The 12560-nt window shown below is 32.7% G+C and carries 14 protein-coding genes; all 14 read right to left on the reverse strand.

Annotated features, from left to right (window positions below; translation table 11 throughout):
• Nucleotides 1–2: 2 nt before the first annotated feature.
• Nucleotides 3–1238 carry a DNA cytosine methyltransferase gene (locus G7059_RS08830; RefSeq protein WP_166081727.1) on the reverse strand — a complete coding sequence of 412 codons (1236 nt, stop codon included), beginning with the start codon at nt 1236–1238 and terminating at the stop codon, nt 3–5.
• Nucleotides 1225–2325 carry a DNA cytosine methyltransferase gene (locus G7059_RS08835; protein WP_166081729.1) on the reverse strand — a complete coding sequence of 367 codons (1101 nt, stop codon included), beginning with the start codon at nt 2323–2325 and terminating at the stop codon, nt 1225–1227. Before G7059_RS08835 ends, G7059_RS08830 begins: the two co-directional genes overlap by 14 nt.
• Nucleotides 2322–2528, reverse strand: a complete 207-nt coding sequence (locus G7059_RS08840) for a helix-turn-helix transcriptional regulator (RefSeq protein ID WP_166081730.1) — start codon at nt 2526–2528, stop codon at nt 2322–2324. Before G7059_RS08840 ends, G7059_RS08835 begins: the two co-directional genes overlap by 4 nt.
• A gap of 527 nt (nt 2529–3055) precedes the next feature.
• On the reverse strand, nt 3056–3880 hold the full coding sequence (locus G7059_RS08845; RefSeq protein WP_166081731.1) for a PTS system mannose/fructose/sorbose family transporter subunit IID: 825 nt from the start codon (nt 3878–3880) through the stop codon (nt 3056–3058).
• A gap of 1 nt (nt 3881) precedes the next feature.
• The gene (locus G7059_RS08850; protein ID WP_166081732.1) at nt 3882–4625 is read right to left on the reverse strand and encodes a PTS sugar transporter subunit IIC; all 744 of its coding nucleotides are present in this window, start codon (nt 4623–4625) and stop codon (nt 3882–3884) included.
• Nucleotides 4626–4643: 18 nt separating this feature from the next.
• Nucleotides 4644–5105, reverse strand: a complete 462-nt coding sequence (locus G7059_RS08855; RefSeq protein ID WP_166081733.1) for a PTS sugar transporter subunit IIB — start codon at nt 5103–5105, stop codon at nt 4644–4646.
• Between the two features lie 16 nt (nt 5106–5121).
• The gene (locus tag G7059_RS08860) at nt 5122–5529 is read right to left on the reverse strand and encodes a PTS sugar transporter subunit IIA (RefSeq protein WP_166081734.1); all 408 of its coding nucleotides are present in this window, start codon (nt 5527–5529) and stop codon (nt 5122–5124) included.
• A gap of 3 nt (nt 5530–5532) precedes the next feature.
• Nucleotides 5533–6510: an SIS domain-containing protein gene (locus tag G7059_RS08865; protein ID WP_166081735.1), complete on the reverse strand. Its 978-nt coding sequence runs from the start codon at nt 6508–6510 to the stop codon at nt 5533–5535.
• Complete coding sequence (locus G7059_RS08870) at nt 6507–7163, reverse strand: HAD family phosphatase (RefSeq protein ID WP_166081737.1); 657 nt, start codon at nt 7161–7163, stop codon at nt 6507–6509. The genes G7059_RS08865 and G7059_RS08870 overlap by 4 nt, the downstream gene beginning before the upstream one ends.
• A gap of 3 nt (nt 7164–7166) precedes the next feature.
• Nucleotides 7167–8144: an SIS domain-containing protein gene (locus G7059_RS08875; RefSeq protein ID WP_166081735.1), complete on the reverse strand. Its 978-nt coding sequence runs from the start codon at nt 8142–8144 to the stop codon at nt 7167–7169.
• A gap of 264 nt (nt 8145–8408) precedes the next feature.
• Complete coding sequence (locus G7059_RS08880; protein ID WP_166081738.1) at nt 8409–9134, reverse strand: GntR family transcriptional regulator; 726 nt, start codon at nt 9132–9134, stop codon at nt 8409–8411.
• A gap of 1687 nt (nt 9135–10821) precedes the next feature.
• A complete protein-coding gene (locus G7059_RS08885; RefSeq protein WP_166081739.1) occupies nt 10822–11877 on the reverse strand; it encodes a hypothetical protein in 1056 nt (351 codons plus the stop codon).
• A gap of 196 nt (nt 11878–12073) precedes the next feature.
• A complete protein-coding gene (locus tag G7059_RS08890) occupies nt 12074–12244 on the reverse strand; it encodes a hypothetical protein (RefSeq protein ID WP_166081741.1) in 171 nt (56 codons plus the stop codon).
• Between the two features lie 5 nt (nt 12245–12249).
• The gene (locus G7059_RS08895) at nt 12250–12459 is read right to left on the reverse strand and encodes a hypothetical protein (RefSeq protein ID WP_166081742.1); all 210 of its coding nucleotides are present in this window, start codon (nt 12457–12459) and stop codon (nt 12250–12252) included.
• Nucleotides 12460–12560: the final 101 nt, after the last annotated feature.

The raw sequence follows: 12560 nt of genomic DNA on the forward strand, positions 1-12560 counted from the left end.
AGTTAGCTCCCTTCATTTTCTATTTTATCTAAAATATCATTTACCGCCATTCCAATAGCATATGCAAGTTTTGGAGGAACTGCGTTACCAATCATTTGATATACATTACCTTGAGACCCAAGGAATTCAAAATCATCATCAAACGACTGTATTCTTGCAGCTTCTCTAGGTGTAATTGTCCTTGCTTGCTTAGAATCGTAATGAATAAATCTATTTCCATCTTTGTATAAATGAGCAAGTATAGTAGTTCCAGGTTGGTTTTTTCTAAGTACATGATATCTATGAATTGGAGAATTTGAACCAACTTTTTTCGCATATAATTTCGTCAATTCCTTAGCTTCAATATATTTGTTTTTTCCTGTTTCAATATCTTTTGCTAGTAGTTGAAAAATCTCCATATCTCTTAAACTGTGGTATCTAGGTTTATGCCAGTTCACAGTTTCATCGAAATTATATGATTTTCTTTGTTTTCTATGTTTTTCATCCCATATAGGATAAATAACAGGCAAGTCACCAATTGCATCTTCCACTGTATATCTTTTATCTGTTTTGTACTTTGGCAATATTATTTTATAGAAGTCATCCACGACTTCAATAGCTGCATCACCACATAAATCTTTTCGTACACCAAAAATAATCACACGTTTTCTATTCTGTGGAACGCCATAGTCAGCAGCATTAATTACTCCATATTTTTTTAAATCAGAACTAATAAGATATCCATGTTTAGAAAACTCCTCTTTTATAGTATCAATTATACTAATTTCTTTAGGTGTTGCACTAAGAATACCTGGGACATTTTCAAATATGAAAAGCTTAGGTTTATATCGATCAACAACAGATAAATAATGTTCAAACAAATAATTTCTGTAGTCATCCTTCATTCCATTCTCGTCTCTGACTCTACCCGCAACAGAATATGCTTGGCATGGAGGTCCTCCCATAATCAAGTCAATACCGTCAGATTTTTTCACTAAATAATCAAGTCCTTTTGAAATACCAAATTCAGAATCATCCCATCCACTAAATAATTCTTCTTCTCTTTGTATGTCAAAATGCAATACTTTATTATCAGCATCATCGTAATTCCATTTAGTTTTTAGTCTATGTCGTAACGTTTCTACCTGGGGCTTTAACCACTCAACTGAGGAAACACACTCGTAATATCCTGTTTGTAAGAAGCCATCCTCTAGCCCCCCACACCCTGCAAACAGATCAACAAATTTAAACTTTTTCATTATTCGACCTCTTTAGATACTTCTCAACCTCGTTAGCAATTGCTCTTCCAAGCTTCGGTGGAACAGCATTACCAACTTGCTTATATTGTTCTGTTTTAGTTCCATAAAAAATAAAATCGTCTGGGAAAGACTGTAGTCTCGCACTCTCTCGCACCGTTGGTATTCTATTGTGTTTATAATGAAAATGTGACCTATGTCCAGTATTAATGGTTAGTGAAGGTTTTGAGCTACTATACCTAGTTAATGCTTCATTATATTTATACATACCTCTATATTCTTCAGGAAGAGATTTATAATTTTTCCCCTCTGGAACAAGAGAAATCATCTTAATAGTTTTCTCAGAGTGAATCGTCCCCAAATTATTATAGATTTTTTTAGAATTTTTTCTCATCTCTTTTTGATAATCAGTCTTGGCTCTAGTTTCATAGTCTTGTACTTCATCCCCATAAATACCTTCTAGTGCTGGCAAATCACCGATTGCATCTTCACAAGATATGTACATATTTTCACTATGGCTAGGCAATGGAAATTCAAAAGGCTCATCGGAACCTAACAATCCAACGAAGAATGCTCTTTTTCTAATTTGGGGAACTCCATAGTCTGGGGCATATAGGACTTTAACACTCATGTTATACCCTATCCTCTCAAAGTCCTCAAATATTCGATCTTTCGCAGCTCCGTTGTACAAGGTTAACATCCCAGGAACATTCTCCAAAACTATTACTCTTGGTTTTAATTTTTCGGCAACTTTAACCATTGCTAAGTATAGAGTATTTCTTTCATCGTCAGCTTCACGCTTTCCAGCTAAAGAAAATCCTTGGCATGGCGGTCCACCAACTAGAACATCAATTTTAGAAGTTATTCTCTTAGCTTCTTCATAAATAATATCTATATTTTCGAAATTGAATAAATCTAATTTTAAAGCTTTTGTATTTCCATGATTGTGAGAGAAAGATTCGAGGGCTTTATCATCAAAGTCAATGCCTAAGACTACATTAAATCCAGCATCAAAAAATCCTCTAGATAGACCGCCAGCTCCGCAAAATAAATCAATCACCGTATATTTACCTGTTTTGTTTAAAGTCATTCTTCCACACACTCCACAATTTCAGAAATATCACAATCCAACACATTGCATATCCTAAGCAGTATATCGGTAGTTACATTTTCGTTATTTTTCAGCTTATAAAAAGTGCTTTTACTTATAATTGCTTTTTCCATAAGTTCGTAATTTTTCATTTCTACGTCAATTAACTTTTTAAAGAGTTTTTTATAACAAAGTTCTTTCATTTCTCCCTCCAGCTATTTTAATACAGTTAGCTAAGGCATTATACCATCAATTTACTATTTTGGCACTACTTTTTTCTTTTTTCTCGTACTTTTGCAACAATAAGAAATCCTGAGCAATCCGATTTAACTGCCCTTTTTTCCATGAAACAAAAGAAATAATACTTTTATGCGAATAATTGTAAAATAACACAGCATTGGATGGGAACACGAATTATACATAGCAATAAAAAAAGAAGGTTATAGAAATTTCGATCATTTAAGGCGCAGAAATATATTGTATCAACAAAAAAGGGATAACTTTAATAATTATCCCTTAAAATCTCAACGTTCCTCGATGCTTTCTCTTTATTTTCTAAAAGTTCCTCGAAGATCTCGTTCTTCAATAACATAAGATATTTTATACCAAAACTATAAACCTAAGAGCCAGTTTTACTACATACGCGATTAATATTATTCTCTTTTAATGTATGATATAAATTACTGATCTTTGATTTTTAGTCAGACTCTATTGTTTATCTTTTTAGAGATTATAAAATACCAATCATACTCATCACTAAACCAAAGACGATGACCCCAAGCAGAAGATAATTTGTTTTAATATTCTTCTTAATTAAAGAGTAAAGTCCAAGAGTCACTAGCAACGGTAATAGTTTTGGAAAAATTGAATCCAACATTTGTTGGAGAACAAGCTCTGTTCCCCCTGCAGTAAATGTTATTGATGTAGTGATTGGAACCATGCTCGCAATCATTCCACCTACTACTGCAAGTCCGATAATTGATGCAAATTGCATCACTCGATCCATTAGTCCATCTTGATATAGTTTTGCTAGATACTTATTTCCTGATTTATATCCTAGGAATGTTGTATGGTAAGCAAACAGAAGTGATGGAACAGCAAATAGGGCAACTGCTAAAATAGGACCCAATACACTTCCTTGTTGAGCAAAAGAAATACCAATACCAAATGTGATGATTCTGAGTGTTCCTTGGAAGAAGGAGTCTCCGATTCCAGCAAAAGGACCCATTAACGAAGTCTTAATCATTCCGATTGAATCGGTATTGAAGTCACCATCACTTAATACGTTTTGCTCTTCCATAGAAGCAGCTAATCCGAGAATAAATGGTGTCATTTGAGGTGTACAGTTGAAGAACTCCATATGGCGTTCATACGCTTGTATTTTAGCCTCTTCATCATCAAGATATAATTTGTCTAGAACTGGTGACATTCCATACATAAATCCCATATGCATTTGTCTTTCATAGTTCCAGGAACACATGATCGTTAAAGATTTCAAGAAAACTTTTCTTAAATCTTTCTCAGTTACTAAATTTTCATTTTTTATTTGTTTCATATTATTCTGAGCCCTCTCTACCATATACTATCTTATCCATGACGAATGCAAAGATAATAGCAAATAGTGTAAGTCCGATTAGATCCAAACCTGAGTATGCTACTACTAAGAATCCGAATAGGAAGTAAACAAACATTTTTTTGCTTAGCATTGTGCTTAATAACATTGCAAACCCTAGTGCTGAAAGCAAGTTTCCAGCGACAGTAAGTCCTTTTGTTACAGCGTCTGGAATAGCTTGAACGACATTATCGATCACATGAGTTCCAAAGTATACAGTTAGAGCAATTGGAATGAAATAAACGAATGCATTAAAGATAAATGCTCCATAGGTATGAATTCCTTTTGCGACGTTAAAATTCCCCTTCTCAATAGCGCTATCAGCAACGTGTGTAAATTGAGCGATAACCATACGCATTATAATACTCATAAATTCCCCAGCAATAGCAACTGGTATTGCAATAGCTAAAGCAGTTTCTGTTGAAGCTCCTGTTGTAATTGCAAATGCAGTAGCGATGATACTTCCAAGTTGCATATTAGGAGGTCCAGCAGCTCCAATAGCAACGAATCCCATAGACATTAACTCTAGAGATGCACCAAGTACAATCCCCGTTGTTAAATCATTAAGTACTAGACCAGCTAAACTACTTAAAATTAATGGTCTACTAATGTTTTGTCGACCGAATAATCGTGAGTCTGCTACTGCCAATACTCCTACTAATCCAAGTAAAATTGCTTGTATTAACATATAATTTTTCCCTTTCTCTTATTTAAAGTCTACATTTTCAACTGAGGAACTAGGTACTTGTTGAACATAGATCGAAACACCTTTGTTCAGTATATTTTGAGTTGCTAACAACTCTTCTGGAGTTAAATAGACAGCTTTACCAAAAGCTTTAGAACTATTTTTCTTTGCAACTCCTCCATAATTAATTTCTGTTATTTCTGGTACTTTATTGACTAATTGAAGTGCTTCAACAGGTCCTTTTATTAGAATCATTACATTCTTTTTTTCAACTTTTGATAGTGCCTCTTCTAAATCACTAAATCCAATAATATCTAGTCCACAGTCGGCTGGTTTTGCCATTGATAATGCCATTACTGTGATAGGTTGCTTTGGAACCTCATCGTCAAGTACAATAATGTGATTCACAGATTTCTGTTTTGTCCACGAGAATATTACTTGTCCATGTAATAATCTGTGATCAACTCTAACTAATTTAATCATCGTGTCATCCTTTCTACTAAATTAAATCATTCAAATATAATATTCCCTTTTTTGATTCTTCGATAATACTCACTATGTCTAAGTCAGTTAAAGAATCAAAATTATTTCTACGGACAAATAGGTCTAAAGCTAGTGCAAGGTGAACTCCGGAGACAATATGAATATTCGAATCAACATGTTGAAGACTAACATTTGTCGGAGTTCCACCGATAATGTCAGTGAGTATAAGGACATTTTTCTCTTTAATTTTTTGAATTTCATTTGTGATTCTTTCGTTAAAACTTTCTAAAGATTCATTTAATTCAAAACCTACATAATGAATCGGTGACTCTTGTTCTCCTAATATCATCTCGATACTTTGCGCCATTCCTTTAGCCATTGAACCATGGGATGCAATTATTATATCATAGTCATATTGAGTCATTTTCTAGTACTCCATTTGCCACATATAACGTCTGACATCAAGTGAGTGACCTCTTTCAAATGCAATTTTCTCAACATAATGTCTAATTGCTACTCCAGATAGAATTGCCGCTATATATTGTTTACCCGCTTCTGAAACAGTATCTAGCGGTAATTCACTTTGATCTAATACTTCAAGTTTATCTGTATATTTTACTGCGAAATCTTCAGCACGTTGATCGAGGTGACGTGTCTTGCCAATACTCTTTACGAGTAAGAAAGGAACATCGTAATCAGTGATTTCAAATGGACCATGGAAGTAATCTCCAGTATGGATTGGGCATGATTGAATCCACTGCATTTCCATAAACCAACAAAGAGCTGTTGAGTAGACTTCCCCATAGTTTAATCCACTTCCCATAACATAAATTAGTTCATCACGTTTGTGAGATTTAGCCCATGTGACTGCACGTTCTTCGTAGAGCTGTTTAGTTTTTGTACTAAGCTCAGTCAATTGTTCTAGATCTTTTAAACATACATTCCATTTTTCACTTGGTTCAAAATAGTTTAATAGTGAGAAAAGTAAGCCATATAGGATTCCTTTATTCTTATCACTATCATCAACCTCTTGTCCCCAGTCATAATGAACTCCATATTCTGCTTCCTTCCAAAGTGGAGATTCAACCTCATTGGATAGACAGATTGTCAAAGCTCCACGCTGACGAGCAAGTTTTGTTGCTTCAACTGTTTCGGGAGTGTTACCAGAATGTGAGCAAGAAATAACTAAAGAGTGTTCACCAAGTGATTTAGGAGTCTCATAAATAAACTCATTAGCAGTATACACTTGAGAAGGTAAATCAGTTTCTTTATCGAAAATATATTGCCCACTCATTAATACTGCTTGTGATCCACCACAAGCTACAAAGTAAATGTTAGTAATACCCTTGTGACTTTTGACGGCCTCAAGTGCTGTCTCAATTTGATTTTTATGTTCTGTTCTCATTTTCTATTCTCCTTTTTAATATAATCTAATGCTTCATGTAAGTTCTTACAAACTAATACAGTTCTATCTATTTCAACTTCAGTAGGTACTACTAGATCCTCAACCATAATGCAGTCAACACCAGATCTATGAGCTGCTTCGACACCGATACTAGAGTCTTCTAATATTATCGATTTGGTTTTATCAATATCAAACTTTGAAATAACGGTATCGTATATTTCTGGATGAGGTTTCATATGAGTAACTTCATCACCACAGATGATGTAATCGAAATAATGAATAATATCTACTTTTTTCAATCTTTTTAAGGTGTTTTTTTTATTTGTAGAGGTTGCGACTCCAACTTTCAAATTGTTTTGATTTGCATATTCTAGGATTTCTATAACTCCATCTTTTACTTGCAAATCATTTTCGATTCTATTTAATCCTAGACTTCCGACTTCATCAAAGATATCCTTGACTAATTCAGTATCCTTAAGAAGATTATTTAATAGTATTGTTTCGGCTTGTCTGTTAGACCCAATCATTTGTAAAAATATGTTTTGTAGTTCAGGGATTTGTCGTCTTTCAGCGACATGGTTCCAAGTTTCATACCAGACTCTTTCAGTATCTAATAGCAATCCATCAACATCAAATATTAAGAGTTCATACACTTTTTAGTACTCCATTTGCCACATATAACGTCTGACATCAAGTGAGTGACCTCTTTCAAATGCAATTTTCTCAACATAATGTCTAATTGCTACTCCAGATAGAATTGCCGCTATATATTGTTTACCCGCTTCTGAAACAGTATCTAGCGGTAATTCACTTTGATCTAATACTTCAAGTTTATCTGTATATTTTACTGCGAAATCTTCAGCACGTTGATCGAGGTGACGTGTCTTGCCAATACTCTTTACGAGTAAGAAAGGAACATCGTAATCAGTGATTTCAAATGGACCATGGAAGTAATCTCCAGTATGGATTGGGCATGATTGAATCCACTGCATTTCCATAAACCAACAAAGAGCTGTTGAGTAGACTTCCCCATAGTTTAATCCACTTCCCATAACATAAATTAGTTCATCACGTTTGTGAGATTTAGCCCATGTGACTGCACGTTCTTCGTAGAGCTGTTTAGTTTTTGTACTAAGCTCAGTCAATTGTTCTAGATCTTTTAAACATACATTCCATTTTTCACTTGGTTCAAAATAGTTTAATAGTGAGAAAAGTAAGCCATATAGGATTCCTTTATTCTTATCACTATCATCAACCTCTTGTCCCCAGTCATAATGAACTCCATATTCTGCTTCCTTCCAAAGTGGAGATTCAACCTCATTGGATAGACAGATTGTCAAAGCTCCACGCTGACGAGCAAGTTTTGTTGCTTCAACTGTTTCGGGAGTGTTACCAGAATGTGAGCAAGAAATAACTAAAGAGTGTTCACCAAGTGATTTAGGAGTCTCATAAATAAACTCATTAGCAGTATACACTTGAGAAGGTAAATCAGTTTCTTTATCGAAAATATATTGCCCACTCATTAATACTGCTTGTGATCCACCACAAGCTACAAAGTAAATGTTAGTAATACCCTTGTGACTTTTGACGGCCTCAAGTGCTGTCTCAATTTGATTTTTATGTTCAGTTCTCATTTTCTATTCTCCTTTTTATGAATCGTATAAGCTTTTTCTACTAATCCATTATCTAGTAGAATTATTTCCCCTATATGTATGAATCATTTCAAACAAGTCCTTTAAATCACCCCAATCATTATATGTCATTATATAAGGTTATATGACTATTATATACGATAATAATATTTAATCAACAGTTTTTCGATAATTATGTAATCGCATTCATTCAACCATAAAAAAAAGTAACTAATGAATAGTTACTTGTTTATTAATAAGTATTTATTAAACTACAATTTCATATGTAATTCTATCGCATCTAATTTGAGAAACCGAATAGTGAATAACCTCTTTGTTGTTTTCAGTAAACGCGACTTTTTCAAGTTCGAAGATTGGATCTCCAATTGAACAATCAAGGAGCTTCGCCAAGCTTACTGAAGCGCTTATCCCATTTAGAAGTAGACTTGAAGTTTTAGGGACAATGTTGTATTCATCTTTTAAGGTTTGGTATAAGGATTTCTTCTCTGAGAGTTTAAACATTAGATTGGGTACGAGTTTATTTGATACATATACCTTATCTATTGCAATTGGAGAGTAGTCCTCAGTGATAAGTCTCTCAATAACCGATACTTCATCACCTAGAGAAATGTTAAGCTTACTCGCTAAATATTCATCTGCTTCTAAGGTAGCCGTACTGAGAATCTTGTGTTGAGTTTGATGTCCTTTTGATGCAAATAATGCATCGAATCCACCACCCATTCCTAATTTTACATTTTCTTTTTGTGGAATAACAAATGTTCCCTTACCTTGTATCTTCTCTACCAGACCTTGCTCAGTTAATAATTCCATTGCTTTTCTAATTGTAATAATGCTTACATTATACTCTTTAGCAAACTCTGACTCGGTAGGAAGTTTTTCTCCAGGTTTATATTCCTTTGTAATAATCGAATCTTTAATGCCTGCCTCTACTTGTTGATATAAAGGTTTATTATCAGCAGTAATGTTTTTCATAAAACACCTCTTCTTTTATATATTAACTACTATAACATTATACTATGATACCAGTAATATATTATAAATAAAAGTAAACATATCATAATAAAACTTTCTTCGGTCGATTTATTGAATATAAAAACCCAAATATTATACAAGGATTCTATTTTTTTGAATCAATAATCCCCAGGGTCGTCACGTGTTTATCATCATTTTTTTTATAAAGTATAATACTTATACCTAGAATAGTGCTAATATTGGTACTATAAAAATATAAATCAGAAATTTTCAAATGAAACTATAATGACACTTTTCCAAATAACTAAATATAATTATGTGTTACTATATCGAGAGAATGAGCAAGTTTAATCCATAGGTTTACCCATCATTAGTAGTATGAACTAGAAGGAAAATTCACCGCAAATCGGTTGTTGAATGGTAAAATATTAGCTTAGTATTCTATTTGTATTGTAGAACGCCTCAATACATCCATATACCGTAGATCTTACATCGTTTATATCAAGAAAATAATGATGTGATAGGTATTCCATTTTTAGTAATTCATAGAATAATTTGACACTGAAATAATTCAACAGGATATCCATTCGCGTGAAATTAGGAATACATAAATCAACTAGTGGTTCATAGTATTTGTTCAATATGTAATTGAATACTCAGCCACTATGAAGGATCAATGGTTGATAAAATTTCTTCTCTTATTGCCCTATCAAGAGATCTAACAACCATATATACAAGTAGTGCTTTACGTAGTTCACAAGCAATTGGCTTCTTAGAATACGTGCCCTTTATGTATTTTTAATAAACATAAATAGTTTGGGTCCAGATGCAAGTAACGTCACTACAACATACTGCACTCGCTCCTCAGTTCAAAAGTTTCACTTGAAGTAATCATGTATAACGTTAGTATTAATCTTTTAGAAAGAGTTTTTCCCGAGAATATTGTGTGCTGTCTTCTTTATTCGTGAATTTTAAACAGTCTTTCGAAATATTACTAAATTTACAGTATTATTCAAAAATTATTGGTACTCCGTTTATTTCGCATTAATCCTTATGAATTTTCTTGATTGCACACTAAATTCTATTCTTTTCTATAAATTTTCTTAGAAAGTTGAAAAATTCCAATTTGTAATACCCTGAAGTTGATGTATCTTAGTATCATTAGAGTGTCAAATATGTTCCCTAAGCCACATTTAAGTCAAGCTGTTTGTTTAGAATCATTTGATATTAAATTATTTGAACCAAATTCCTACAAGCTTCTATTACCGACAGTTATGGCTTATCTTCACAATAATTATGAGCATCCAGTTTAAACTGATCATCGCCGTGACTAGCGGTAGGTTTCCTTGTTACTTTATTCTTAATTTAGTTCAAACCTATATGTCTTGTATGTCTTTTTTTATTCTAAAAGCACATATTGAAAAAGGGTGCTACGCTCAACAATTTATGATAATATATCAGCAACACCAAAATTTACGAACTCACAAATTTACAAAATAACTATTGAGTGAGAATTAGATCCTATTCTTCTAGGAGTCCCTCATCATTCTGTAAATAAAGTATATCCCATCCAAGTTATTATAAGAAAAACTTTCACTCCTAGCCTAGATATATTCAATAGGCAATCTATCTGTACTTTTGCTAGTCTTTATCAACCGCTTCTCCAAATATATTCTAATTAAAAACATTATCTAAGATGTAAACTCACGTTCTCTCCAATTAATCCAGCATGAACCTCGTTCTCTTCGTTCAAAAGACCATATGATTTATAACCCAATGCTGACGCAAACTGAGCGAAGTCAGACTGTTCTACCTGGATTCCATAGTTACAAATATAATCGTGTAATTTGTAATAATTAAAACACTTGCTCTTAACTGCAGTTTCAATCATACGATACAAATAAGGATTAATAATAAAACTCTTTGATTTTGAATAGTTATCAACTTGAAAAACCCCTATAATATGATGTGGAAATATTGCATCTTTAATTATTTTTTCACTATGAATGTCATCGTACCACTCAACATTTAATCTTCTTAAGTACTGATCAAAATCTACCGTTTTAAAACCATGTTTTGATTTGTCGTTTGAGATTGCAAAAATAATGTACGAGTATTTACCTTTATTCTTATGTTGAGCGAACTTAAGCGCAGTTTTAAAAGCATCTCTTCCATATGTTGTAGAAAGAAAAGGAGATTTACTCTTATTTTCCCATTTATTCCCTACGTTATGCGCCAAAATTAGTAAAAATTCATACATCTTTGACTCTTCACCAATAACATCTCTTAGTTTGTCATAATCAATTTTCCCAAAATCATTTTTTTCTAATACCGAATTTATCAAATCTAGTAGACGATGAATTTCTGTTTTATATTCTCTATTAGTAAAATATGCTATATTATCGTCTCTTGTTATATTATCTCGATAAGCATTTCCTTTCGCACCTACAACAAAAAACCGCTTAAAGAACTCTGCTATTTTGTCACATTCTCCATAGTGAACACTTTCGAATTCATCTTCGAAACAATCTAACTTAAAGCCTCTCAGTACCCTTTCTACGCTTTCATTTTCTTCATTTTTATCTTCACTCTTATTATAGTATTTTCTTCTATTATAATATAAATTGTTCAGAATAATATTCAACTTACTTATTAAAATTGATTCAACATTTTCTAATCTAGCTCCTCCGGAAATAGAAAAAGTAATTGTTTTTAAAGACGTTTTCCTGAAAATTTCAGACATTCTATCCTCCTATATATAATGTATAGTCATTTTGTATTCTGTGTTCCAATTTATTATTTGACTAGATTTTTATTAATATCTCGTATGTAACAGTTTCGTTGTTAGTTAAATTTGACATTTATTTTGTTAGGTTTCTGTGGATGAAAAATATCTCGACTAAATATCATTTATTATTATTTTGGTAAAAGGTGATAATTCATCTATACGACGATTTCCTTTTTATTTCTTTCAGTGTCTTATAAACTGCTGAAGCTTTCGGATTGTCGTATGGTCCAATATTAGAAATCATCTCCACGACAGCGTTACAATCAATTGATGGAATATCAAAGTCTAGCAACATTTTCCTAAGTCTGTCATCTTTTCCCATATATCTTAATATAAAGTATTAATGAAATTCTTATATTCTATATGTTTTTGAGTACCATCTTTCTTTTCTAAATAAAGATATTCATCATTGTTAATGATATCAGCCTCATCATACAATAATGTTATTTCTTCCCATTTATCCGAATCATAAATAACTCTTTTATCAATTTCACCCAATGTAATTACCTCTCCTGTAATAAGGTTGTTTACATTCAATCGTCCTACTCTTCCAATTGAATTATTTAACTCGAACACTGTATTTGGTATATCTTCAATAACAAGTTTACGATTTATGTTTTAAACTCTTCAGTAAATGT

Source organism: Erysipelothrix sp. HDW6A (assembly GCF_011400295.1).
Taxonomy (GTDB): Bacteria; Bacillota_I; Bacilli_A; order Erysipelotrichales; family Erysipelotrichaceae; genus Erysipelothrix.

What these genes read in the sequence shown, in the direction of transcription:
- G7059_RS08830 (WP_166081727.1), bottom strand. Translation starts at nt 1,238, where the DNA reads ATGAAAAAGTTTAAATTTGTTGATCTGTTTGCAGGGTGTGGGGGGCTA.
- G7059_RS08835 (WP_166081729.1), bottom strand. Translation starts at nt 2,325, where the DNA reads ATGACTTTAAACAAAACAGGTAAATATACGGTGATTGATTTATTTTGC.
- G7059_RS08840 (WP_166081730.1), bottom strand. Translation starts at nt 2,528, where the DNA reads ATGAAAGAACTTTGTTATAAAAAACTCTTTAAAAAGTTAATTGACGTA.
- G7059_RS08845 (WP_166081731.1), bottom strand. Translation starts at nt 3,880, where the DNA reads ATGAAACAAATAAAAAATGAAAATTTAGTAACTGAGAAAGATTTAAGA.
- G7059_RS08850 (WP_166081732.1), bottom strand. Translation starts at nt 4,625, where the DNA reads ATGTTAATACAAGCAATTTTACTTGGATTAGTAGGAGTATTGGCAGTA.
- G7059_RS08855 (WP_166081733.1), bottom strand. Translation starts at nt 5,105, where the DNA reads ATGATTAAATTAGTTAGAGTTGATCACAGATTATTACATGGACAAGTA.
- G7059_RS08860 (WP_166081734.1), bottom strand. Translation starts at nt 5,529, where the DNA reads ATGACTCAATATGACTATGATATAATAATTGCATCCCATGGTTCAATG.
- G7059_RS08865 (WP_166081735.1), bottom strand. Translation starts at nt 6,510, where the DNA reads ATGAGAACAGAACATAAAAATCAAATTGAGACAGCACTTGAGGCCGTC.
- G7059_RS08875 (WP_166081735.1), bottom strand. Translation starts at nt 8,144, where the DNA reads ATGAGAACTGAACATAAAAATCAAATTGAGACAGCACTTGAGGCCGTC.
- G7059_RS08880 (WP_166081738.1), bottom strand. Translation starts at nt 9,134, where the DNA reads ATGAAAAACATTACTGCTGATAATAAACCTTTATATCAACAAGTAGAG.
- G7059_RS08885 (WP_166081739.1), bottom strand. Translation starts at nt 11,877, where the DNA reads ATGTCTGAAATTTTCAGGAAAACGTCTTTAAAAACAATTACTTTTTCT.
- G7059_RS08890 (WP_166081741.1), bottom strand. Translation starts at nt 12,244, where the DNA reads ATGGGAAAAGATGACAGACTTAGGAAAATGTTGCTAGACTTTGATATT.